At 61.4% G+C, this 23122-nt stretch carries 19 protein-coding genes and 3 pseudogenes; 9 read left to right on the plus strand and 13 right to left on the minus strand.

Annotated features, from left to right (window positions below; all coding sequences use genetic code 11):
* Positions 1-307: 307 nt before the first annotated feature.
* From BGRAMDRAFT_RS32330 to BGRAMDRAFT_RS32360, 7 genes are all read right to left on the minus strand, one after another.
* Positions 308-574 (minus strand): hypothetical protein, encoded by a 267-nt coding sequence (locus BGRAMDRAFT_RS32330; RefSeq protein WP_006053139.1) that lies wholly within the window; start codon positions 572-574, stop codon positions 308-310.
* Positions 575-653: 79 nt separating this feature from the next.
* The gene (locus BGRAMDRAFT_RS32335; protein ID WP_006053140.1) at positions 654-1496 is read right to left on the minus strand and encodes an IclR family transcriptional regulator; all 843 of its coding nucleotides are present in this window, start codon (positions 1494-1496) and stop codon (positions 654-656) included.
* A 70-nt stretch (positions 1497-1566) separates the two neighbouring features.
* Positions 1567-3108, minus strand: a complete 1542-nt coding sequence (locus BGRAMDRAFT_RS32340; RefSeq protein WP_006053141.1) for an AMP-binding protein — start codon at positions 3106-3108, stop codon at positions 1567-1569.
* A gap of 26 nt (positions 3109-3134) precedes the next feature.
* Complete coding sequence (locus BGRAMDRAFT_RS32345) at positions 3135-4916, minus strand: ABC transporter permease subunit (protein WP_006053142.1); 1782 nt, start codon at positions 4914-4916, stop codon at positions 3135-3137.
* 11 nt (positions 4917-4927) lie between these two features.
* A complete protein-coding gene (locus BGRAMDRAFT_RS32350) occupies positions 4928-6028 on the minus strand; it encodes an ABC transporter ATP-binding protein (protein WP_006053143.1) in 1101 nt (366 codons plus the stop codon).
* Between the two features lie 9 nt (positions 6029-6037).
* Complete coding sequence (locus BGRAMDRAFT_RS32355) at positions 6038-7099, minus strand: ABC transporter substrate-binding protein (protein ID WP_006053144.1); 1062 nt, start codon at positions 7097-7099, stop codon at positions 6038-6040.
* Between the two features lie 104 nt (positions 7100-7203).
* Positions 7204-7965, minus strand: coding sequence for an enoyl-CoA hydratase/isomerase family protein (locus BGRAMDRAFT_RS32360; RefSeq protein ID WP_006053145.1), 762 nt, complete (start codon positions 7963-7965; stop codon positions 7204-7206).
* Positions 7966-8578: 613 nt separating this feature from the next.
* Between BGRAMDRAFT_RS32360 and BGRAMDRAFT_RS35780 the strand changes: the two genes are divergently transcribed.
* From BGRAMDRAFT_RS35780 to BGRAMDRAFT_RS34200, 5 genes and pseudogenes are all read left to right on the plus strand, one after another.
* Positions 8579-8773 carry a hypothetical protein gene (locus tag BGRAMDRAFT_RS35780; RefSeq protein ID WP_006053146.1) on the plus strand — a complete coding sequence of 65 codons (195 nt, stop codon included), beginning with the start codon at positions 8579-8581 and terminating at the stop codon, positions 8771-8773.
* A gap of 345 nt (positions 8774-9118) precedes the next feature.
* On the plus strand, positions 9119-9409 hold the full coding sequence (locus tag BGRAMDRAFT_RS32370; protein WP_006053148.1) for a hypothetical protein: 291 nt from the start codon (positions 9119-9121) through the stop codon (positions 9407-9409).
* 119 nt (positions 9410-9528) lie between these two features.
* On the plus strand, positions 9529-10155 hold the full coding sequence (locus tag BGRAMDRAFT_RS32375; RefSeq protein WP_006053149.1) for a dihydrofolate reductase family protein: 627 nt from the start codon (positions 9529-9531) through the stop codon (positions 10153-10155).
* Positions 10156-10221: 66 nt separating this feature from the next.
* The gene (locus tag BGRAMDRAFT_RS32380; RefSeq protein WP_044022057.1) at positions 10222-10518 is read left to right on the plus strand and encodes a type II toxin-antitoxin system RelE/ParE family toxin; all 297 of its coding nucleotides are present in this window, start codon (positions 10222-10224) and stop codon (positions 10516-10518) included.
* 1 nt (position 10519) lies between these two features.
* A pseudogene (locus BGRAMDRAFT_RS34200) lies at positions 10520-10852 on the plus strand (addiction module antidote protein); the annotation flags it as partial.
* Between the two features lie 159 nt (positions 10853-11011).
* Here BGRAMDRAFT_RS34200 and BGRAMDRAFT_RS35140 read toward each other — a convergent pair.
* The 4 genes and pseudogenes from BGRAMDRAFT_RS35140 to BGRAMDRAFT_RS32395 form a co-directional block, all read right to left on the minus strand.
* Positions 11012-11722 (minus strand): DUF3320 domain-containing protein, encoded by a 711-nt coding sequence (locus tag BGRAMDRAFT_RS35140; RefSeq protein WP_198143943.1) that lies wholly within the window; start codon positions 11720-11722, stop codon positions 11012-11014.
* Positions 11723-11758: 36 nt separating this feature from the next.
* A pseudogene (locus BGRAMDRAFT_RS36035) lies at positions 11759-12220 on the minus strand (hypothetical protein); the annotation flags it as partial.
* A gap of 130 nt (positions 12221-12350) precedes the next feature.
* The gene (locus BGRAMDRAFT_RS32390) at positions 12351-16637 is read right to left on the minus strand and encodes a DUF4011 domain-containing protein (protein WP_085962972.1); all 4287 of its coding nucleotides are present in this window, start codon (positions 16635-16637) and stop codon (positions 12351-12353) included.
* Between the two features lie 189 nt (positions 16638-16826).
* Positions 16827-17723 (minus strand): LysR substrate-binding domain-containing protein, encoded by an 897-nt coding sequence (locus tag BGRAMDRAFT_RS32395; RefSeq protein ID WP_006053154.1) that lies wholly within the window; start codon positions 17721-17723, stop codon positions 16827-16829.
* A gap of 97 nt (positions 17724-17820) precedes the next feature.
* Between BGRAMDRAFT_RS32395 and phnA the strand changes: the two genes are divergently transcribed.
* From phnA to BGRAMDRAFT_RS34205, 4 genes and pseudogenes are all read left to right on the plus strand, one after another.
* A complete protein-coding gene (gene phnA, locus BGRAMDRAFT_RS32400) occupies positions 17821-19050 on the plus strand; it encodes a phosphonoacetate hydrolase (RefSeq protein ID WP_006053155.1) in 1230 nt (409 codons plus the stop codon).
* 51 nt (positions 19051-19101) lie between these two features.
* A complete protein-coding gene (locus BGRAMDRAFT_RS32405) occupies positions 19102-20391 on the plus strand; it encodes an MFS transporter (protein ID WP_006053156.1) in 1290 nt (429 codons plus the stop codon).
* Between the two features lie 205 nt (positions 20392-20596).
* The gene (locus tag BGRAMDRAFT_RS35900; RefSeq protein WP_269745271.1) at positions 20597-20728 is read left to right on the plus strand and encodes a metal-sensitive transcriptional regulator; all 132 of its coding nucleotides are present in this window, start codon (positions 20597-20599) and stop codon (positions 20726-20728) included.
* Positions 20725-20997: pseudogene (locus BGRAMDRAFT_RS34205) on the plus strand (cation efflux transmembrane domain-containing protein); the annotation flags it as partial. The gene BGRAMDRAFT_RS35900 and the pseudogene BGRAMDRAFT_RS34205, both read left to right, overlap by 4 nt.
* A 243-nt stretch (positions 20998-21240) precedes the next feature.
* Here the strand turns inward: BGRAMDRAFT_RS34205 and truB are convergent.
* Entirely contained in the window at positions 21241-22179 is a 939-nt protein-coding gene (truB, locus tag BGRAMDRAFT_RS32415) for a tRNA pseudouridine(55) synthase TruB (protein WP_006053157.1), read from the minus strand.
* Between the two features lie 111 nt (positions 22180-22290).
* The gene (rbfA, locus tag BGRAMDRAFT_RS32420; RefSeq protein ID WP_006053158.1) at positions 22291-22656 is read right to left on the minus strand and encodes a 30S ribosome-binding factor RbfA; all 366 of its coding nucleotides are present in this window, start codon (positions 22654-22656) and stop codon (positions 22291-22293) included.
* Positions 22657-23122: the final 466 nt, after the last annotated feature.

Genomic DNA, 23122 nt, shown 5'->3' on the forward strand with positions numbered 1-23122 from the left:
GCTATACGCGTTCACCCGCTCGAGACGAGGTCGTCTTCGACGGGAATAGTAATGAATGCTCGACGTCTTGACGCGACCAGGCTCGACAGGTCCCGATAGCTAAAGCCGTATAGCCGCGCATCATGATAGCGTGATGGCGTGCTCGAGAATCTGTTCGCGCACTGAAGTCGTCGTGTCCATGAGCTGAACTCTATCTACTGCAGATAGATTGTCAAGCACGATTGAATCGGCGGACAGAGTTGTCCGATTGGCATCGGCAAATGGTGCCGCGCGCGGCGACGGGACCGCCGCCGCGCTCTACCCTGCGCTACTGCTTGACCTCGCCAGTTCGCGGCGGCGCCGACGCGCCTTCCGGCGACATGGCATTCGCCCGCTTGTCCATCAGCGTGCCCGGCTTGTTGCCTGGCGCGCCGACGTCCGCCGGCTTATCCACGGCCTGCCCTGCCTGTCCCGGCTGGATCTGTTTTCCGCTTTGCGTACCGCTGTTCGCCGGTGCGTTACCGCTTTGTTGCGAGTAAGCCACGCTGCTCATGCAGGCGATCAACGCGATGCCGGCAACCTTGAAGGTTCTCATGTCTGTCTCCCAGTTTCACGGCGCTTGCCGCTTTTTAGAAGCACAGCATGGACCGTGCCGCGTGCGGAAACAGGCGCGGTTATTCGATCCGCCGACGTGTGGAAATAGCCGAAGCGGTCGAAATCACGAGATCGGCGAAGCGTTTTTCGTCGCGATCGGCCTGCCAGCGCGAGCGCGCCACGGCGATATTCACCGCGCCGATGCCGCGTCCGTGCGCGTTCGTAATAGCCGCCGCCGTCGAAATATCGCTCACGAAGTACTCGTCTTCCGTATGCGCGTAGCCCTGCTTGCGGATCTGCACGATCCGCTCCTTGATCTTGCGCGGCTGATAAACCGTGGAAGCCGTATAAGCGACGAGGTTCGTGCGCGACAGAATGTCGTCGATTTCGCCGTCGGGCAGCGTCGCAAGAATAGCGAGACCCGGCGCCGTGCAATACGCAGGCAGCCGCGAGCCGGTAATGACGTGCGCGTTGAATACATTGCGGCTGACGATGCGCAGCACGAACACAATGTCCGTATCGTCCAGCACCGTGAGGTTGGTCGCCTCTTCCGTCTCCGAGCCGAGTTGCTGCAGATAAGGCGTCGCGCGGCTCACCAGATCGTTCGACGTCAGATAGTGATAGGTGAAGTCGAGAAGCCGCGGCGACAGTTCGTATTTGCGGCTGTCCGCGTCCTTGAAGAGATAGCCGAGCGCAGCGAGCGTGTAAGTAAAGCGCTGTGTCGCGCTCATGTCGAAGCCCGTGGACGCCGAGATCTCGGAGAGCGACAACTGACGCTTGCTGCCGTCGAACGCGGTGAGCACCTTCATCGCCTTCTCGACCGACTGCACGTAAAGCGGCGACGCGCTCGGGTCGGCTGCCTCCGCGGGCAGCTTTGCCTGCGAAGTGTTGCGCTTGCGTGCGGCTTTGGGCTCGTCGCTCATCACGTCAGTGTCTGTCTGGTTCGAACGGGAAATTATCGCACAGCCCTAACAATCCACCTCTATACGATAACTATTGCGTGACCGTCGCGAGACGGTCCCACGCGTCTTCGGTGTTGCGCGACAGCAGATGCTTCTTCACGCGCTCGCTCGCGGTCAACTGGAACGCTGAGACCGCGCGGTAATAGCGCGGCAACTGGAAGCTCGCAAGGCGTTCTTGCGCCCACGCGTGCAACGCCGGCCACGCGACCGCTTCGTCCTTGAACTGGACGTTGAGCAGAATATCCTGCTCGCCGATTGCCGATGCGACGCCAATTGCCGCGCTGGCGCGAATCGCCGGATGCGCCGCAAAAATACGCTCGATTTCCCATGCGGACACGTTCTCGCCGCGCACGCGCATGCTGTCCGTCTGCCGGCCGATGAAGAACAGATCGCCGTCCGCATCGCGCCGTGCACGATCGCCGGTGTGAAGCCGCCCGTCGCGCAGCGCGGCTTTCGTCGCATCGGGATTGTTCAGATACGTCGGCAAAAACGTGCCCTCCACTTTGCTCGACAGCACGATCTCGCCGGCTTCGCCGTCTTGCACGCGCTGCCCGTTTTCGTCGAGTAAGTCGATGTCGATCCACGGTAACGCGCGGCCGATCGAGCCCGGCTTTCCCGTGAGATTGGCGGTCGCGAAGCTCGAGCATTCGGTCATGCCGTAGCACTCGCGCAGCGAGACCTTGAGCCGCGCCTGAATCGCTTCCCACGACGCCGCGCTCACACCCGCGCCCCACGCGACGCGTAGCGTGTGCGCCGCCGGCTGCTCGCTCTCGGGCAACTGCATCAGAATGTCGAGCACGCCGCCGAGATAATGCAACTGAGTCGCGCCCGCGCGCTCTATCTGCGGCCAGAATTGCGATGCCGAAAAACGCGGCACCGCATGCAACGTCACGTTCTCGAGGAAGGGCAGCAGCAGCATTTGCGCACCGCCGATGTGACACAGGGGCTCCCACAGAAACAGCCGGTCGCCGTCGCGCACATCGGCGACACGCAGCGCCGCCTCGCTCGCGATGCGCATCATCCTGTGCGTGAAGACGACGCCCTTCGGCGCGCCCGTCGTGCCCGACGTGTAGATGATGCACAGCGGATCGTGGACGCCGATCGCGGGCGTCGCGAACGCCGCATGGGTGTCGCTTGCATCGAACGCAGGCAGACGCGTGCGTTGCGCCGCGCCGCAATCGAGTTGCGCGGTCACCGCGTCGAATTCATCGTCGATCACGAAGAGTTTGGGCTGTGCATGTTGCAGCAGATATTCGAGGCCCGCTGAACGCAGCTTCGTGTTGACGGGCACCCACACAAGCCCGCTCACATGCAGCGCGTAAATCAGGTGAATGTGTTCGGGACTATTGCCGAGCATCACGGCGACGCGATCGCCCTGTACGAGACCGCGTTCGCGGAACCAGCGCTGCAACTGCGCGACGTGCCGTGAAGCGTCTTCGCAGGTGATCGCGTGATCCTCGAAATGCACGACGGTGCGCGTGGGATCGCGGCGCAATCCTGCCGCGAGCAGCGGCACACAGTCGAGCTCGTCGTTGGCGTGCCGGTGAGCAAAATATTCTGGATAACGATGCATGTGTGAACCGGTTGAATGACCGAAAATTAGCGCGCCTTGCGCTTGAGCCAGGAAGAAACCGCGACGACGAGTGCGATCAGTATCACGAGCGTGGTCGACACGGCCGCGAGCGTCGGCGTGATGGCGAGCTGGATGTCGTCCCACATCTGCTTGGGCAACGTCGAGTTGATGCCGCCGGAGACGAAGATCGCGATAGTCAGGTCATCGAACGAAACGAGGAATGCGAACAGGAACGCGGCGGTCACGCTCGCCATGAGGAGCGGCAACACGATCGACGTGATGCGCCGCAACGGCGACGCGCCCATCACGCGCGCGGCGTCGTCGAGGCGCCAGTCGAAGCGCTGGAAGCCTGCGGCCAGCGTCACGACGACATAGGGAATAGCGAGCACGGTATGGCCGATCACGAGGCCGAGGTTCGTACCCGTCAGCCCAAAGCGCGCGAACAGATACAGCAAACCGACAGCCACCACGATACGCGGCACGATCAGCGGCGCAACCAGCAACGCGAATACGGGCTTGCTCACGCGGCGCGGCATGCGCGTCATCGCGAGCGTCGCGCCGAAGCCGAGCAGCAGCGACAGCAGCGCGGTGCCGAGACCCACTTCGAACGAACGGATCACTGCGCTTTGCCACACCGGCGAATCCATGAACGTGCCGAACCAGCGGATGCTGAAGAGCTTCGGCGGAAACGCGATGTAGTCGCTCTTCGTGAACGCATACGGGATCACGGACAGCACCGGCACCACCAGCACGAGCATCACGACACAGGTGTAAAAACCCAGCGGGCCGAGCGCGCGCGATGCTTCGCCGGCGTGCACCTTGCGGCGCATCGTCAGCGGTGCGAAGACGCGTCCCGCGGTCATCAGCAGCGCGAGCTTGAATCCTTGCGCACGCGAGCCGCGTTGACGCTCGGCGACTTCGCCGGTCAGCGACGTGAGGCCCACCATCCGGTCGTAGATGAAGAAGATCACGATCGAGCAGACCAGCAGCACGGTCGAGAGCGCGCCGGCAAAGCGCATGTCGAAGAGTTCGAGCACCGACGAGATCACGAGTTGTGCGATCATCGTTTCCTTCGGCGAACCGAGAAGCGCGGGCACAATAAAGAAGCCGAGGCTCGAGATGAAGACGAGCAGACCCGCTGCCGCCACACCGGGCGACGACAGCGGCAGATAGACGGTAAAGAAACTCGTGCTGCGCTCCGCGCCGAGCGTTTCGGCGGCTTGCGTCAAACGGTCGTCGATGCCGCGCATGACGGGCAGCATCGTCATTACGGCGAGCGGCAGCATCGAATGCACCATGCCGATCAGCACGCCGGTCAACGACGGAATCGTGCCGCTCGTCTCGCTCACGAGACCGAGCGATAGCGCGATGGTCGACAGCACGCCGGTCTTCGACAGCAGCAGCATCCACGCATACGTCTTCACGAGATAGCTGGTCCAGAACGGCAGCATCACCCACAGCAGCCAGCGTTCGCGGGCGCGCTCCGACAGACGGCTCAACAGATACGCGACCGGATAGCCGAGCACGATGGAAAGCGCCGCTGTCATGAACGAAATGGCGAAGGTGATCCACAACACCTTCGCGTAAACCGGCGTGCGCGCGATGCGCTCGAACTGCGTGAGCCCGATCTGCCCGTCCGCACCGACGAGTCCGCCTTGCAGAATCTCGCCGACAGGTACGATAAAGAACACGAGCAGAAACAGCAGCGTCGGCACGATAGGCAGAAAGCGCAGGCAGCGCGCGAGCCACATCGAACGGCCGCGCCGCGAGGCTTCGCTTTCGCGATGCGCGTGAAGAGCGATGGTCATTCCGATCCCTTTCAGCTATGCAGAAGCGTCGTGCGATACGGGTCCCACACGAGGCCCACCTTGTCGCCGATACGCGGCGACAAACTGCGTTCGCAACGCACGGTGAGCTCGCTGCCGTCGTTCATCGCGAGCTGCACGCGCGTATCGCTGCCGAAGAACACGACGTCCGCAATCGTGCCGTCGACAAAACCGCTGCGCGGCTCGACGAGACGCGGCGCTTCGGGCCGCACGAGCAGCGTGTGGCGCGCAGCGGAAGCCGCGCCCTTCCCGTTCGCCGCCTTCATCGTATTCATTGCGTTCATTGCGTTCATCGGCAATGGAATGCGGCCGCCGGCTGCGAGCAGGATCGGTTCGCCGCTCGCGCCGCGCGTGTCGTCGAGCGCGCCTTCGAGCAGATTCGAATGACCGATGAAGCCGGCCGCGAAACGCGTCGCGGGGCGGTCGTACAGATCGGCAGGCGTGCCCACCTGCTCGATGCGCGCCTGATTCATCAGGCAGATGCGGTCGGACAGCGTGAGCGCCTCGTCCTGATCGTGCGTGACGTACACGAACGTTGCGCCGAGCTCCTTATGCAAGCGGCGAATTTCGCCCTGCATGTGCTCGCGCAATTTTTTGTCGAGTGCGCCGAGCGGCTCGTCGAGCAGAATCACCGACGGCCGGTAGGCAAAACAACGCGCCAGGGCGATGCGCTGCTGCTGCCCGCCCGACAGTTCCTTCGGAAAGCGCTTCGCGTAGTCGGTCATGCGCACCATCGCGAGCGCGCTGTCCACAGCCGCGCGTACTTCGTCGCGCGACTTGCGGCGCATGCGCAAACCGTACGCGACGTTGTCCCACACGCTCATGTGCGGAAACAGCGCATAGCTCTGGAACACCATGCCGATGCCGCGCTTGCCCGGCTCGACGTGCGTGACGTCGCGCCCGTCGATTTCGATGCGGCCCGCGCTCGGCGCGACGAGCCCCGAGATCATCTGCAGCAGCGTCGTCTTGCCCGAACCCGAGGGACCGAGCAGCGTCAGGAATTCGCCTGCCTGCACGGCGAGATCCGTCGGTTCCAGCGCGAGAGCCTCGCCGTAGCGCTTCGCAATGCCTATCGCCTCGAGTTTGGAGCTCATCGTGCGTCCTTACGAAATGATCCACGAATTGAACCGTTCGGTGACTTTCTGGCGGTTCGCTTCCCACCATTGCGGACTCGGCAGCCGCATGTCGCGAAGATTGTCGGGCGCCGTGGGCAGCAACGTCGCGCGTTCTTTTGAAATCGTCTCAAACGCTTTTTTGTTGGTCGGCCCGTAGGCGAGCGTGCGCGTGAGCAGCGCCTGGCGCTTCGCGTCGGCGCAAAAACGCACGAACTGCTTCGCCGCATCGGCGCGCGGCGTGCCCTTCGGAATGCCCCAGCCTTCGATCGAATACAGCCCCTGATTCCACACGATCGTGACCGGCGCGCCCGCGTCTTTCGCGGCTTGCGCGCGGCCGTTCCATGTCGAGATCATGTCGACGTCGCCGCTCTGGATCGCCTGCATGGCTTGCGCGCCCGAGGTCCACCAGATGTTGACGTGCGGCTTGATCCTGTCGAGGCTTTTGAACGCGCGGTCGACGTCGAGCGGATAGAGCTTGTCGAGCGGCACGCCGTCGGCGAGCAGCGCCTGTTCGAGCGTGTCGAGCGGACTGCGACGCAAACAACGGCGGCCGGGGAATTTCTTCACGTCCCAGAAGTCGGCCCACGATTTCGGGCCGCCGTCCTTGAACTTGTCGGCGCGATACGCAAGCACCGTCGAATACACGTCGACGCCGAGCCAGTTCGGCGTGATCGCTTCGGGCATGAGCTCCGGATAATCGCTCGCTTTCAGGCCGATCGGTTCGAGCAGACCTTTTGCTTCGAGGTACGGAATATCGGCGGAGAGCGTCAGCGTGGTGACGTCCCACACGTAGTTCTTCGTCTGCACCATCGCCGCGAACTGGGCAACGGGCTGCGATTCGCGCGCGACGCTCACGACCTTGATGCCCGTCGCTTTCTCGAACGGATCGTAGAACGCTTCGCGATAGGCGGTCGTGTAGGGACCGCCCGGGTCCGACACCACGATCTGCTTGGCCTGCGCACGCGCGGCGAGCGGCAATGCGCTCGCCACGGCAAGCGCGCCCGCGCCGTGAAGGATGCGGCGGCGCGCCGCGTTGAAGTCTTGCGTCATTGTTCAGGTCTCCGCACTACGGTTGAGATTGGAACGGCTGACTTGCGGTTGCTGTGGGACGGGCCTGACTCGCAGGCCTGATTCGCGAGCTTCGTTCGCGGCGGCTACTTCGCGCGCTTGCTGAAGAACTCTTCCATCATGCGTGCAGGCTCGCCGGAGTCGTACGCTTCGCGCTGAATCCGCTCGCCCGCTTCGATGCAGTCGATGAACCCCGGCTCCGTCATTTCGCGAAAACGCTGCTTGTCGAGGCGCATCGCGACGGGCGGCTTCGCGGCGAGTTCGGTGGCGATTTCGAGTGCCTTGTCGAACACCTTGTCTTCGTCGACGAGGTGATGAATGAGGCCGATGCGATGGCACTCTTCCGCCTCCATCAAACGGCCGGTCAGCGTGAGCTCGATAGTGCGCGACATGCCGAGCATCGCGTTCATGATCCACGGGCCCGTGGTGCTCGCGATGCCCGCGTTGATCTCCGGCTGCCCCATGCGCACGCCGGGATGCCCGACGCGAATGTCGCCGAGCAGCGCCACCTGAAATGCGGAGCCCGCAGCCGTGCCGTTCAGCGCCATGACGAGCGGCTTCGACAGGCTGCGCAGCGCCGTGTAGTAACGCTGCCATTCCTTGACCCACGCGACCGCGCGTTCGCCGTCGAAATCATGCGCTTCCGACAGGTCCTGGCCCGCCGAGAACGCGCGATTGCCCGCGCCCGTCATGATGATCGCCGCGACCTCCGGGTCACGGTTGAAGCGCTCGAGCGCGTCGATGATCGTCTCGCGCATCGGCGTCGTCCACGCGTTCAGGCGCTCGGGACGGTTCAGGGTGATGACCGCGACGCGGCCGTGATTCGAGAACAGCACGTCATTGCTCATGATTTATCGCATCGCAATAGTTGATGGTGTATAGCAATATAGGCGCGTCAAAATCATGATGCAACCGGGTTTACCAGAGAGATGGAGAGGTCGACGAAAAGCGAGCGGGCGCGCATGAAGCGCGGGCGCCGGGAGAGACTTAGTCGTGTTGCGAGGGGGAAGGCGCGCCGCCTGTCGTCAGATCAAAGGCGTCTGACGAACGCAGAGACTTGCTACTGCGAGGCGCATAGAAAAAAGCCGCAGACAAAGCTGCGGCCAAAAAACAAACACACACGCCGAACGTTTGGGAACGCTGACGCCTTACAAATCGTAGCCATGTTTACCCGCGCTGGAAATCGGGTATTTCGTATGAATGGTTAGCGTTGTGCCGTCAAATGCTTCTGGCGCGTGCTGTTCCCGCATGCGGCGTTTTGTGCAGGTCGCGAAAAAACAACGATCCACTCCGACGTCGGGCGCGGCGCGTCGAGCGGTCAGGCCGGAAGCTTGCTTTTGAACCTGCATTCATGACCGGACGGCCAAACGCGAACCGGTCTTATCGATCATTGCAGGCCGACGAAATAGCAAGCGACGCGACGCTTTGCATTTCAGCGGCCACAGCGTGCACGAAACGCTGATGGGTCATACAAGCAGCGGACGGATCGAAGCGCCGCTCGTTCATCATACGTTCGAGACCACAGCCGAGATGATGCAAAAGCTCGATCTCTATACCGATCTCGCTTCGATCGATCTGCTCGACAGCAACGACCCGGCTGCGATGCTGTGGCTCAAGAGTTGCATCAGCCCGCTCGGCGCGTTCGTGAAGTGGTAGGTTCGCAAGGGGAAGATCCGCGACGGTCGCGTCGGTCTGATATTGGCGCTTTACGCTTGCGCTTATACGCGGCGCAAGTACCACAAAGCGCTGGCGCTGGCGCGGCGGCGTCGCGAGCGATGACGCGCTTACTGGCAACGCTCGCAAGCGAAATGAAAAGTGCCCCGCCGATACTGGACCATGCCGCGCGATCCGTATCGCAGTGAGTGAAGACGACCGGGAGTGAGCCATGACGGTATCGATGAATGCGTGTTTCGAGGGTCCGGGCAGTTTGCGCGCGGGCACGATCGGGCTGACGCTGGCGCTCTTCGTGTCCAGCGCGACGCCACGTCGAGTTGTCCGACGGTGATCACGACGCCCGCCGGCAGCGCGTTCGACGTCGCTTCGCTCATTTCGGACAACGGCTCGCCGCAAGCGGCGCTCGCGAAGCTGCGCACAATGTTGTCGAAGCTCGGCGGCGGCGCTCGCTGCAAGCTGCTGAGGGACGTGGTCGCGTGTAACGAAACCGTTGAGCTTGCAAAACGTGCGGCGGTCGCGCTCGAGGCATGCGCGGGGTCCGCGCCGCCAGGACCGAGCGTCGACCGGCGAGACCAGAAGCGTCCCGATCGACGCGAGTCCGCGGAATTGAGCCGATGAAGCGGTGAGGCAGCGCGGGGCTCGATCGACGGTGCAAGGATGTCGCCTGGTTGTCGATCGTGATACGACTCGCTCGTCGTATGGATGGGCCGATCCGGTCTGTCAACCTGGAGAACTCCATGCGCAAGCTCACTGTTTCGGCATTCATCAGTCTGGACGGCGTCATTCAGGCGCCCGGCGGTCCGCGCGAAGATCTCAGCGGCGACTTTCGCCTCGGCGGCTGGATCGTGCCGTATGGCGATGAAGCCATCGGCGGATATGTGCAGGAACTGCTCTCAAAGCCCTTCGAATTGCTGCTCGGACGTTGCACCTACGACATTTTCGCGGCGCATTGGCCGCAGGTGCCGGCTGGTTCGCCGAGTCGCGGCATCGCCGATCTGTTCAACAGCGTGCGCAAGCATGTGGCCACGCATCGGCCCAAGACGCTCGAGTGGCAAAACAGTCATGCGCTTGAGGGCGGTTTGGCCGATGCGCTGCGCGTGCTTAAACATGATGACGGTGCGGATCTCTTGACGTTTGGTAGTGGGAATATGGTAAGGCAATTGTTCGCTGCCGGTTTGGTGGATGAGCTGAGGCTGCTTGTCTATCCGGTGATACTTGGGCGGGGGAAGCGGCTTTTTGGTGATGACGCTGCGGCGTGCGCGTTCAGGCTGGTGCAGTCGGTGGAGACGTCGCGTGGGGTGATTATCACGCGGTATTTGCGCGAGGGTGAGGTGCGGACTGGGGCGTTTGGGGATGAAGGTTAGGATTGCTGGGCCTGCATGCCAGTGCGAAGGTTTGATGTTCCGTAACCCATGGGTTACAATCCGAGCATGACGAAGCTGATCATTACGCCCGAGTTCGACACTTGGCTGTCCCGCGTGCGAGACCGCCTGGCGGCGACGGCGATCGTCGGTCGGCTCAGCCGGGCGCGGCTAGGCAACCTTGGACATTGGCGTGCCGTGGGCGACGGAGTCTCGGAAATGAAGATCGATGTCGGCAAGGGCTACCGTGTCTATTTCACGCAGCGTGGCGATGTGCTGGTGATCATCCTATGCGGTGGCGACAAGTCCACGCAGGCCGCAGACATCAAGCGCGCCAAGGTCATCGCGAAAGAGTTGGAGTTTTGACATGAAAGTCAGCGAGTTGATGGAGTTCGACGCATCCAAGTACCTGAAGGATGAAAACGACTACCGGCTGTATCTCTCACAAGCGTTTGAAGGTGGAGATCCGGTCGAGATCCAGGCGGCACTTGGCGACGTTGCCAAGGCACGTGGCATGACGGCACTCGCACGCGAGTCGGGCATCGCGCGTGAAGCGTTGTACCGCGCGCTCTCCAACAAGGGAAATGCCGAGTTCGCGACGATCATGAAGGTGATCGGGGCGATGGGCCTGCACCTCACGTTGGCAAAGCCCGAGGCAGTGCCAAGGGCCGCCGCAAAAGCCAAAACCGCGTCGAAGGCCGCAGTGGCAAAGAAACCACGGCCAGTCGCGAAACGGGGAAGCAGCACGACCTCGAAGAGCCGGACCCGAGCCAGCGGCGCAGCACACGCCTGACGCTTAATCGCTTCCAGCGCTGACCGGTCTCCTATGTACTAGATATGCCGCTGGTTGTTCGGCAGGTCACACTGAACGCATCGATTCCTCCGCGGCAGTCAACACTCCCGAGACTTCCTTCAATTGACGTCGAGCGACCATGCTGTCGACGGCCTGCTCAAGGACGCTTCGAATCTGACTGCTCGTGTTGCGGATACCAAATCCACGTGATACCGCCTGAACGACCTGCTCCCGCGTGGCGCCAAAGCTCCTCTCGATCAGTTGAAGAGTGGCGACCTCGATCTCCGCCGGCGGCAGCATATCGGCTCGACGCAGGGCAATCGCATTGACCGCCGAACGGTCGCGAGGCACGGGTATGTGGTTCGGCGTCGAGAGAAACTCTCCCGAGCGCGTAATACGGCCCATCGTTACAGCAACATCAATGGATCGCCCGACCACATCTTCAATCCGGCCACCGGCCCGCTTCAAACCCCACGCGTCCCGCATTCGGGTAATGACGTGGTCCCGATGCACGGGTCCCTCGACCTGGACTGCCTGAACCACTAACTCAGTCAACGCGCCCTGTGGTGCTTCGTGCAAGTCCCCGGTGAGATGGTGCGGCCGCAACAAGGTCACTTCTTCGTAGAGTGCGAAACCGGCAGCGTCTTCCTTGTCCGTTACCGTCTCTCGTTCCACATAAGGCGCCTCAATATCCAGTTGCTCGGTGAGCGCAGCGTCTTCCCGCAACTCATCGAACTCAGACTTGAGCGCTTCAATGCGACGAATCAGAATGTCCAATTGTTCGATCGGGCGCTGGAACCAGTCAGTACTCCATATCCGGTGGATGGTCCAGCCATGTTCCTCCAGGATGGCCTGCCGCAGCCGATCGCGATCCCGGGCCGAGCGGGCACTGTGGTATGCGGCACCATCGCACTCGATACCCAGCAGGAATCGGCCGGGGCGCTCGGCATCAAGGACGGCCAGATCGATGAAGAAGCCAGCCAAGCCTACTTGTGCCTGGACTTCGTAGCCCCTCGCCCGCAATGCGTTGGCCACCTGTTCCTCAAACACGCTGTGATGATCGCGCCCCGTGACCTCTGCCATTGGCAGGCGCCCCGTGCGGGCATACTGGAGAAATATCCGGAACGCGTTAACCCCCGCCCGCTCCGCAGCATAGGCAGGATCAATGTCCTCATCCGTCATGGACGCAAACACGTCGCATCGCTGCTTGGCACGGCTAATCAAAACATTCAGGCGCCGCTCGCCGCCTGCCGTGCCCAACGGGCCAAACCGCATCGGCACCCGGCCGTTAGGCACGGATCGGCCATAGCCGACCGAAATAAAGATGACGTCGCGCTCATCGCCCTGAACGTTTTCAAGGTTCTTGACGAAGAACGGTTCCGAACGATGCGCCTTGAAGAACTCCTCAACGTCTGGTGACAGCTCGGCGCAGGAGTTCGAGTTCGTCGATAATGGCGCGGCGCTGGGCAGCGGAGAACGCCGCTACTCCCAAGGAAAGCTTCGGGTAGGTGGACGCATGAGCAATGATCGCCTGCGCCACTGCTTTCGCTTCGATCAGGTTATTGCGCTTGTTGCCCGCATCGAACAAACCTTCGTGGACGTGGTGGAATCGCAGACCCCTACCACCCTCCGCCGTGTAAGGGCTAGGCACGATGTAAAGTTTGTTCTCATAGAACTGGCGATTGCTGACCGCAATCAGTGACTGGTGGCGACTCCGATAGTGCCAGCGCAACATGCGCGCAGGCAGGCCACGAGCCGTGAACAGTCCGAGGATGCTCTCAATGTCGGCGACTGCTGTCGCGCCTTCGTCATCCTCGTCTTCGTTGCTCGAGGTCATCTTGGCAAAGAAGGCGGTGGGCGGTAGCTGCTTGGGATCACCGACTACGACAACCTGCCTGGATCGCGCGATTGCACCCAAAGCATCGACGGGCTGAATCTGACTGGCTTCGTCCATCACCAGCAAGTCGAACTCCGTACTTCCCGGCACGAGGAACTGCGCAACAGATAGGGGGCTCATCATGAAGACTGGCTTGAGCGCCCGTAAAGCCGGCCCGGCCCGTTCTACGAGCTTGCGCAACGAAATGTGCCCCTTCTTTTTCTGAATTTCACCCCGCAATATCCCAAGCGGCCCTAGCGCGCCACCATCGCGAGGTGGAACGTTCTGATAATGCGCCTGTACCACTTCCAGGCTCGCGGCAATAATCCGCTGCCGATCCAGCGAGGCAAACTCCTGCACAAGACGTCCATGGGTGGCCCCATCGAACCGGGCAAGATCTGGTTCGAGACGAACCATGCGCGCATAAGTCGCCTCGAAATAGGCCATCTCGAATGCCGTTGCCAGCGCTTCCGGCGCAAGTCGGCCGTCATCCAGGCGAGCCACCAGATCACCACAATCCTGAGTCCGAGCCCGTGCCGAGCGATCCCGGTAGTTCACCCAGCGGAAAAGCTGTTCGTGTTCCTCGCTCCAGCGCCGCAGCCGCCAGACAATAACTTCCAGCCGGGCATCCGGGATCGTGCCGCCAATGGATGCTTCCAGGTCCAGTTGGAGCTCGTCAGCCAACGCCTTCAGGCTGTTTTCGATAAGCGCTTGGGATTCCGTCAGCATTCTGGCACGAGGCACCAGACTCTCTCGCTCGCTGACCCGCCCCGCTACGGCCCGGATGTCCGGGTTGTGCACGATCCAGTCCGCGGCGGATTTGAGCGCGGTCCAATTGGACTGTTCTGCCTGCCACGCACTGTCGAAGGCTGCCTGCCCCAACGTTAAGCCTTCGCGCACAGCCTGGCGGTCGCGCTGACCAGCAGCCAGCACCTCCAGGAGAGAGCGGGTTTTACCGGCGTCAGAGACTCCCGCGGACAATAGCGCGCCAGCGGCCGAATGCGCGCTCATATATCGGACTGCGAGTTCAAGCAGCGAATTCAAATCGGCACGCTCCACCGCTGCCACGTCACCGAACACCGGTCCTCGAGCGGCCCCGAGATCTTCCCAGACTTCTCTCAGTCCATGTTCGATCCGCAGACAGACCGAAGACAGTTGCTTCGCGCGCGCCGCCACTTCCGTTTTTTCCAGGCTGCGTGCGGCGATCAGCCGGGGCTCCGCACCCAAACCTTTCAGAGACCGCATCCACTCGACCAACGCCAACAGTGGTTCTGACTGCGATCTGGCGCCACGCCAATCGTCGCCGAACGCGCTGCGTCCAAAAGCATCTTCGGCGTCGATGAGCGTCTTGGCGTGCTGCCCCTTGGCCAAGGTATCGAGCAGTCCCAACACGATGGGCAGCGGCTGATTGGGGGTTGCCAGAACCGATCCGACCAACCGGTTGGCTGCACGCCATTCACCGCTTAAATAACGGAAGACGCTTGTGCCACGTGATGCCAACGTTGCGCGCGCGGGAGCCAGACTGAGAGACCACGCCATCTCGGTCAACTGCATCCCGATCGCGGCCCTGGAGGCATCCAGGTCTGCGACGGCTTGCGCGAGTTCGCCGGCCCGCTCAACGCCGTCGCTCCATAGGTCGGACGCGAACGTTTCCGGGCTGGCGGGCGGCGCCGATCCTACGCGCTCACCGATGCGTGCCAGCACCTGGAAGTCATCAAACGAAGACCCTGCCTCCCGCCCCAACTGGCGAGCGAGCGCCGCCGCTTCGCCCAACAAACGGGGAAGTTCTTCGGCTAGCCGGGCGAGGCGCTGGAACTGCTCGTCATTGAAGGTCTCGGGAAGCTCCGTGAAGACACGGAGTGTTTCTCCCACATCGATGTCCCATGCACTCTCGACAACTTGGTCAGCCAAAGCTTCTCGTTGTGCTGCATACCGTTGCCCAAGCTCGAGCAAATGCACGATGGGATCGGGATTCTGCCAGGAATCATGTCCCATGGCCGACGCGGAGAGCGTGGGTGCCGCCGCGATGCGCTGGAGCAGTTCCACCATCGAAGGAATATCAGACAGCCGAAGCGGCGGCGCGAGCTCCAGAAGCTCCGCGGCGACGGCGAACTGTTGCTGCTCATCCAGGACCCGATGCAGCAACTGCTGAATGCGTGAGACCAGACGTTCGGCGTCCATCGGCGAAATCGCCGCTAGCCCCACACCCACCCAGGCATGATCGGCTGGCCGGCCAATTTCGATTACGCGGCCAGCTAAATCAGCCAGCAAATTCTGGCGCGCCGCGAAACCATCCTTGCCCCACTGCTCAGGGCTCTCCAGGTGAATGTCGTTCGGGCGCTCGCCCTGTTCACGCAGACGAACCAGGTGCCCAATCACCTGAAACGGAGATAAGTCCGATTTCGAATCGACGGCGTGCAGATTCCTGGCATGGGCGTTGAGGCTGTCGCGCGCCTCGGTCAGACGTGCGAACAGGCTTCCCGGATCCGCAACCTTGGGAGCACCCAATTCCCACGTTCGCCGAAGCTCGTCCAGCACCGCGCGCTTGTTGGCTTTGTTGCTGTGCAGCTCCAGGCATGCGTCGCCGACGCCTTTATCATCGAGACGGCGTTTAACAACATCGAGTGCAGCCATTTTTTCGGCCACGAAGAGCACACTCTTCCCGTCCTTTACCGCGGCGGCGATGATGTTGGCGATCGTTTGACTTTTACCTGTACCCGGCGGCCCCTGGATGACCAGGTTCTTGCCCCGTCGCACTTCATGGATCGCCAACGCCTGCGAACTGTCGCAATCGAGGATATGAAGCATTTCCGATGGTGGGATCAGCCCATCGATGTTGGCGTCCTCATGTGCGAGGTCGTCACCGTCGGCAAAACCATCTGCCAACAGCGAGCGAATCAGCGGACGGTCTGCAATCGTGGCGCCCTTGGGCCAAACCGCTTGATCCAGGTCCCGGTACATCAGGAACTTCGCGAAGGAGAAAAAACCCACCGACATATGGTCGGGGAGCACTTCCCACGTGTCCTTGGTCTCAATGCTCTTTCGAACCAGCTCCATATAACCGAGTGGCTCAAACGTGTCATTGGCCTCAAAAGCTGGCATGCGAAGCGCATGCACTCGATCGAGATAGGCTTCGAGCGACAGGTTCGACGCAAAGTCCTCCTGCCTGACCTTCAAATTGAAGCGTTCGCCCGCGTTGCCGCGATCCAGTTGAACGGGGATTAATAGAAGCGGCGCATAGCGAATGTTCTCCGCGTTATTCGGATCGACCCACTTCAGTGCACCGATCGCCAGGAAAAGCACGTTGACGCCCTGCTCCTCCTCCAACGTACGGGCATCCAGATAAAGTTCCAGCAGGCGCTTCTGGAGACCCTTGCTGGTTAAACGCGTTTGCAGACGCGTGTCGGCGTGCCGGCGCAAAACACCGCGTTCGTCAGTGCTGCTATCTTCAGGCTGCGCCAATTCGTCGATTTCGTCGAGCTCGGCCGGCACCTTGTCCGCAGCGTCTCCCACTGAGGCTTCGTCAGCGCTCGCCCGCGCGAGATTCCTGGTTTCCGCGGCGCGCCCTGCGAGGAACGTGAAAGTCTTCCCCTCTCGGACCGCCAGCCGAAAAATCTCGCCCGCTTTCTCATCGATAATCTCGATGGAGCGGCCTCCGCGAGAACCTCGGGGCATATTTAGCAGGCGATTGCGCGCTGATAAATCGAGTAACTCAATACGGGCTCGCTCCAGTTTTTCGACAAGCGGCAAGTTGCTCTGAAAAATGGACTGATCTTCACCGGCCGCAGACGCGGCTTGCCCTTGTACTGGTTCCATGAATCCCCCGGGTCGCTTTTCGCCTCGTTGTTATTCGAAGGCCCTTTTTGACGACGAAGACTATAACTCGTCTCTGAGGACCAAACGCCAGCGATCGCCGAAAAATTGTGATTGGGGGATATTTCGACACCCATTGCGAATAAAATCCGCTTCATTAAGCAGCGTCGATTGAGCCAACCAGAAATCTGCTCAGGAGACCCGGCCGTCGTCGCCACCTGATCGCAACCAATCGACGAAATCCCTCATATGCACAGGCTTGTCGGCATCCAGCGGTACCAATGCAAAGTAAGTCGCTCCCTTTGAAGTCAGATCGGGAAACGGTTTTTGTAGACGCCCTGCAGTGCAATCGGCATCGAGCGTTGGGAACGGTCCGATACCAAAACCCAGGCCATCGACCACGGCCTGCAACGTCACAAAAAAGTGATCGAATCTCAAGGTACGACTGGCCCGGAGCGTGGGTTGACCGACGGCCTGGGTCCATCTCTCCCAATCGCTCGGACGCGATTCCGTGGTGAGCCATGTTTCGGCGGCAAGTTGTTCGACCGACGAGATCGTGGTTTGCGCGATCAGCGCCGGACTCGCGATCACCGTGTTGCGCTCCTCAAATAATGGCCACGCCTGATATTGCCCGGCTGCGGGTACTTCGCGACGAATCGCCAGATCGAAACTGCCACGCAGTGCGGAATCGGTCGTCAGCGTCGTGGAGACGCGCACATCCACATCCGGGCAGATCGCCGTGAACAACGGCAGGCGAGGGATCAGCCAGCGCATTGCGACCGTCGCCGCCGCGCTGACCCGGATCACTTTACGGTGCTGGCTCTTGCCATAGCGTTCCGCCGCGTCCGCAATGTGGTCGAAAGCCGCGCTGATTTCTCGGGCCAACGCTCGTGCATGCCCGGACGCGACCATGCTTTGCCCATCGCGCACGAACAGTGGCTGGCCGAGCCAGTCTTCAAGGATGGTGATATGACGGCTCACGGCGCCGTGCGTCAGGTTGAGCTCACGCGCGGCTGCGGAGTAGCTGCCCGCGCGCGCAGCGACTTCGAACACGCGCAGGGCGTTGAGTGGGGGAAGCTTCGATCGCATGTGTGAGTTTATTTAACGCAATCCGGACAATTTTGTCGATTGTGTGAGTAGATTGATCATCATACGCTGAGGTCATTCCACTCAGAAAGGTGTCCCCATGACCCAGCAGATCACCGTCAACTCCCGAACTTATCAATTGCCCTCTGCGCCGACGATTGTGGTGTGCGTCGACGGTTGCGAGCAGGAATACATTAATCAGGCGATCCTGGCCGGCAAAGCGCCGTTTCTGGCCAGCCTGCGTTCGTTCGGCACCGTGCTGACCGGGGACTGCGTCGTGCCGTCGTTCACCAACCCGAACAATCTGTCGATCGTCACGGGCGCGCCGCCGTCGGTACATGGTATTTGCGGCAATTTCTTTTTCGACGAGGAGACGCAGACGGAAGTCCTGATGAACGACGCCAAATACCTGCGTGCCCCAACCATTCTCGCGGAGATGGCTCGCGCGGGTCAGCGCGTCGCTGTCGTTACCGCGAAGGACAAGCTGCGCAGTCTGCTCGGACACCGACTGGAAGGGATCTGTTTTTCGGCCGAGAAAGCTGACGAAGTGACGCGGCAGGAGCACGGCATCGACAACATCCTGGCAAGAGTCGGCATGCCTGTGCCGTCCGTGTACAGCGCAGAGCTTTCGGAGTTCGTGTTTGCCGCCGGGCTTTCCCTCTTGCGCGAAGAGCGCCCTGATCTCATGTACCTCTCTACAACAGATTACGTCCAGCATAAACACGCGCCGGGCACGTCAGAGGCAAACGCCTTCTACGCGATGATGGACGACTACCTGCTGCGTCTGCACGCCGAAGGCGCCGTGTTGGCGCTCACCGCCGATCACGGCATGAATGCGAAAACCGATGCGATCGGCCGGCCCAACATCGTGTTTCTGCAAGATAGGCTCGATGCGCAATACGGCGCGCGCACGACGCGTGTTCTCCTGCCAATCACTGATCCGTATGTCGTGCATCACGGCGCGCTCGGCTCCTACGCTACGGTGTACCTGCGCGATCACGACGAACAAAAGCAGCGCGACGTGGCAGCGTTCCTCGCGGCTATCAACGGCGTCGAGGCGGTATTGACCCGTGCACAGGCTAGCGAGCGATTCGAGTTGCCGTCAGACAGGATCGGTGAACTCGTGGTGCTCGGCGAAAGGCTCACGGTGCTCGGCAGCGCAGCCGACAAACATGACCTGTCCGGGCTCACCGTGCCGCTGCGCTCCCACGGCGGTATGTCCGAACAGAAAGTGCCGCTCATTTTCAATCGCAAGCTCAGTGGCAACGACGGCACGCGACGCTTGCGCAATTTCGATGTCATCGATCTCGCGCTCAATCACCTCGTCTGATAACGAAAAACGGCCAGCGCGGCAAAGACCGCGCTCCGCATGGAGACAGCAATGCCCACAGATACGCCTGACGCGTTGCAATACGCGTCGATCAAAGGGAGCACGACGTTCGCGCAATATAAGTGGCGTGCGTTGATCGGCGTGACGTTCTGTTACCTGTTCTACTACACCGGCCGGCAGACGCTGGGTTTTGCCGTTGCCGGTATTCAGCACGACTACGGTCTATCGAAGTACGAGATTGGCTGGATCAGCGCGACCATGCTCTGGTGCTATGCCGGCGGCCAGTTCATCAACGGCAATCTGGGTGACAAGCTGGGTGGCAAGACGATGATGATCGCCGGGGCCGTCCTGTCACTGGCGGCGAACTGGCTATTTAGTTTCGGTCACACGTTCCTGTTTTTTCTGCTGGCGTGGGGGCTCAACGGCTATTTCCAGTCGATGGGTTTCGCGCCTGGCAGCCGCCTGCTATCCAACTGGTGGGGTCACAAACATCGCGGCTTTGTCTATGGCGTTTATGTGGGCTTCTCCGGATTCTCTTCGGTGCTCGCCTACGTTTTTCCGGTCATCATTCTGGGCACGATGCAGCTCGGCTGGGTCTGGATCTTCCGTCTTGCGCCGCTGTCCATGCTGCTGGGCGCACTGGTGTTGTTGCTATTCGTTTCCGAACGACCGGAGGCTCAGCATCTGCCCGCTGCTGAAAAACCGGAAGACGCGGCCTCTCCAGCAGAATCGGAGGATGAGCTGACGAGCGCGCAGCGATACGCGCTCGTGATGAAGAACTGGAGGCTCTACATCACGGGTCTCGCAATCGGTTTCCAGAACGCGGCACGGTACGCATTGGTGGTCTGGGTGCCGGTCCATTTTCTCGGCATGGACTGGAAGACTTCATCGGCGCTGATCGACCCCAAGTGGATCACGGTCGCGTTACCGGTAGGCATGGCGCTCGGCTCGCTGTCGAATAGCTGGATATCCGACGTATTGTTCCAAGGGCGCCGCTATATGGCGATCGTCTGGTACATGGTGCTGGCCTGCGCGACGGCGATCGTCATGATGTTCGTGCCGCACGGTAGTATGTTTGCGATCGTGCTTCTGTTTTTGTGCGGCTTTTTTGTCTTCGGGCCGGCGTCCTCTTTCTGGGCCTTGTGTCCTGATATTTTCGGGCGCCGCGCTGCGGGGACAGCAACAGGTGTGCTCAACACCATGTCGTACATGTTCGCTGGCATCGGCGAACCGGTTATCGGCCGCATTATCGATGCCACCGGCCATACGTCGATCATCTTTCCGATTGTCGCGGGGCTTTGCGCAGCAAGCGCAGTGCTTTCGATGATGATCAAGCGCTGAGGAGTCGCGCCGCGCGAACCGGGATGGACTTATGACGCTTCACTGGAGAGGCGCTGCCGCGGTCTTTATGCGGTCAACCAGTGCGTCTTGCGACCCACGTCCGGTTTGATCTCAGATGGCGAAGAGGGAGACGGCTTGCGCGACGCCGGCCGCTTTCAGACGGATTTCTTCGGATATCGAAGCAAAGGGGTCCACCAGTGCCGCAATGAATGGACTTCTCGACGAAATTATCGAGGCGCATGCCCGCGAGCATGTTGCCCACCCTGACTTGACCGCTAAAGAGCGAGAAAGCGGGCTCGACGCATTGATTGAAGCCATTCGGCGATACACGAAATGACAGACTCAAAGAACCAGGCACTCGGACACGAGCACTCTTTTTTAGGAAGCTCCCACGACGAGAACGCACGCCGGACGCGCTCTGTCGTCGCACTGACGTTCATCATGATGGTCGGCGAGATAGTCGCTGGGTACGTCACCGGCTCAATGGCGTTGCTCGCTGATGGGTTTCACATGGCAACCCATGCAGGAGCGCTCGGAATCGCGGTCCTTGCATACGGATATGCAAAGCGAAACGCTGATAACCGTGCCTACAGCTTTGGGACTGGATTCAGGCCATACAGCCTTTCAAGCGGCAAACTACTCGATCGAGCGAATGGCCGAAGCTGGCCGATCACGGTCCGACGTTGCACTGGCCGAGTAAGCCGCGATTGATCGGTCCGCGTCGTGCAGAAGTCGGCCCTCAACGGGCCTTCAAGTTTCTACAAAGCGGACATTGCCGCGCCGACAGATTTTTTAAAGCGCCGCTTGCGCGACTTCTGTCAGACACGTTGCCGCCCCGAACCCTGGTTCCTAGTTTTCCGCCGTGACCACGAGCCGTTCCGGCGCAAGCACTCCCTCTCCCGGCTTCGCGACACCGAGCAGGCGGCCTTGCGCGGCCGCGTAGACTCGCACGCGCGACGCGTTCATCGCCTCGCGGCTCACGTTCAGTTCCGCGAGCTTCAAGCGCTGGCCATGCAGAAAGCGGCGCGTCGCGTCCTCGTCGAGATGCACGGACGGGAACGTCGACAGCAACGCGTCGACCGGTTGGAGCCACGCATCGCGTTCGCTTTCCGTTGCGTCCGACAACGCGTCGAGCGTCACCGAATGCTCGAGCGTCAACGCGCCCACGCCGGTGCGTCGCAACGCGACCAGATGCGCGCCGCAGCCGAGCGCCTCGCCAATGTCCTCGGCGAGCGTGCGCACGTACGTGCCCTTGCTGCATGTGACGCGAAATGTGACGTCGGGCAGCGCGCAAGCGAGCAGTTCGAGCGCGTGGATCGTCACCTCGCGCCCTTCCCGCTCGACGGTCTGACCCGCGCGCGCATATTCATAAAGCGGCTTGCCGTCGCGCTTGAGCGCCGAATACATCGGCGGGACCTGAACGATGTTGCCGAGGAATCCGGGTAAGGTCGCCAGCACCGCCGCTTCGTCGCAGGTCACCGCCCGCGTGTCGACGGGCTCGCCTTCGGCGTCGCCGGTCGTCGTGCGAATGCCGAGGCGCATGGTCGCCTCATAGGTCTTGTCGGCCTCGAGCAGATCCTGCGAGAACTTGGTGGCTTCGCCGAAACAGAGCGGCAGCAGGCCCGTGGCAAGCGGATCGAGCGTGCCGGTGTGGCCCGCCTTCTTCGCCAGATAGAGGCGTTTGGCGCGAATCAGTGCGTCGTTGCTCGACAACCCGAGCGGCTTGTCGAGCAGCAGCACGCCGTCGAGCGCGCGGCGCGGCACGCGGGGGCGTTGAGGTGCGGTCATGTCGGAAGAGGAATTTGATAGTGAAGCCGGATCGGTGCGCGTCAGGTGCGCTGGGTTGCCGCGCCGCGGCCGTTGCAACACGCGGCGCAACGCGAGAACCCCACGCAGCGCTCAGTCCTCTTTCGCGCGACTAGCGTTAGCCTCGTCGATCAGGCGCGACATTTCGACAGCGCGCTCGATGGTCTTGTCGTAATGGAAATGCAGCGTCGGCACCGTATGGATATGCAGGCGCTTGAACAACTGATTGTGCAGATGGCCGGCCGCGTGCGTGAGCGCCGCGAGCGTCTGCTGCGGATCGCCGGTCAAGGTCGTGAAATAGACCTTCGCGTGCGCATAGTCCGGCGTCAGCTCGACGCTTTGAATCGTGACGATGCCGATGCGCGGGTCCTTGACCTCGCGCAGCAGCTCCGACAGATCGCGCTGGATCTGATCGGCGATCTGCACGTTGCGATTGGGTGAAGAACGTTTTTTAGGCATGGTGTTGTGTGATCCGTTGTGACGGATGCAAAAAATGGTTCGCGGCCGCGGCGTGCCGGACAAATCGCGGCGTTCGCGCGGCGGCGCCGCTCACGGCGCCAGAAGCAGCAGGCCCGAAACGGAAGAGCCCTAAACGGAAGGCCCCAAGCGGCAGAGCCCAAACGGGCCGCCCCAAGCGGGTCGCCCCAAGCGGCAGGCCCCAAACGGGCCGCCCCAAAAAACAACGGGCGGAGCGGGCGTATTGACCGCCACATCGCCCGGATGCTAGGGGAGCGGTTCCAGCATTATCGTCGACTTAGTGGTGGTGATGGTCTTGGATTGGAGGCATAATGTTGGCCAAAGGGTACGGATTATGTAGATTATCGACGCGAACACCGGCCGATTTAGTGCGAGTGCAGAAGCCCGTCGGTCATCTTTGGGAAACAGGAAAGTTGGTAGAGATGAGTAGCTCTCGGTTCCACCAGAC

The organism is Paraburkholderia graminis C4D1M, from assembly GCF_000172415.1.
Lineage (GTDB): Bacteria > Pseudomonadota > Gammaproteobacteria > Burkholderiales > Burkholderiaceae > Paraburkholderia > Paraburkholderia graminis.

Bases quoted from the DNA above. Each gene is read 5' to 3' on its own strand.
- truB (WP_006053157.1), bottom strand. From the start codon at position 22,179: ATGACCGCACCTCAACGCCCCCGCGTGCCGCGCCGCGCGCTCGACGGC.
- BGRAMDRAFT_RS32375 (WP_006053149.1), top strand. From the start codon at position 9,529: ATGCGCAAGCTCACTGTTTCGGCATTCATCAGTCTGGACGGCGTCATT.
- BGRAMDRAFT_RS32330 (WP_006053139.1), bottom strand. From the start codon at position 574: ATGAGAACCTTCAAGGTTGCCGGCATCGCGTTGATCGCCTGCATGAGC.
- BGRAMDRAFT_RS32345 (WP_006053142.1), bottom strand. From the start codon at position 4,916: ATGACCATCGCTCTTCACGCGCATCGCGAAAGCGAAGCCTCGCGGCGC.
- BGRAMDRAFT_RS32340 (WP_006053141.1), bottom strand. From the start codon at position 3,108: ATGCATCGTTATCCAGAATATTTTGCTCACCGGCACGCCAACGACGAG.
- BGRAMDRAFT_RS32355 (WP_006053144.1), bottom strand. From the start codon at position 7,099: ATGACGCAAGACTTCAACGCGGCGCGCCGCCGCATCCTTCACGGCGCG.
- BGRAMDRAFT_RS32335 (WP_006053140.1), bottom strand. From the start codon at position 1,496: ATGAGCGACGAGCCCAAAGCCGCACGCAAGCGCAACACTTCGCAGGCA.
- rbfA (WP_006053158.1), bottom strand. From the start codon at position 22,656: ATGCCTAAAAAACGTTCTTCACCCAATCGCAACGTGCAGATCGCCGAT.
- BGRAMDRAFT_RS32380 (WP_044022057.1), top strand. From the start codon at position 10,222: ATGACGAAGCTGATCATTACGCCCGAGTTCGACACTTGGCTGTCCCGC.
- BGRAMDRAFT_RS32350 (WP_006053143.1), bottom strand. From the start codon at position 6,028: ATGAGCTCCAAACTCGAGGCGATAGGCATTGCGAAGCGCTACGGCGAG.
- phnA (WP_006053155.1), top strand. From the start codon at position 17,821: ATGACCCAGCAGATCACCGTCAACTCCCGAACTTATCAATTGCCCTCT.
- BGRAMDRAFT_RS32360 (WP_006053145.1), bottom strand. From the start codon at position 7,965: ATGAGCAATGACGTGCTGTTCTCGAATCACGGCCGCGTCGCGGTCATC.
- BGRAMDRAFT_RS32405 (WP_006053156.1), top strand. From the start codon at position 19,102: ATGCCCACAGATACGCCTGACGCGTTGCAATACGCGTCGATCAAAGGG.
- BGRAMDRAFT_RS35780 (WP_006053146.1), top strand. From the start codon at position 8,579: ATGGGTCATACAAGCAGCGGACGGATCGAAGCGCCGCTCGTTCATCAT.
- BGRAMDRAFT_RS35900 (WP_269745271.1), top strand. From the start codon at position 20,597: ATGAATGGACTTCTCGACGAAATTATCGAGGCGCATGCCCGCGAGCAT.
- BGRAMDRAFT_RS32395 (WP_006053154.1), bottom strand. From the start codon at position 17,723: ATGCGATCGAAGCTTCCCCCACTCAACGCCCTGCGCGTGTTCGAAGTC.
- BGRAMDRAFT_RS32390 (WP_085962972.1), bottom strand. From the start codon at position 16,637: ATGGAACCAGTACAAGGGCAAGCCGCGTCTGCGGCCGGTGAAGATCAG.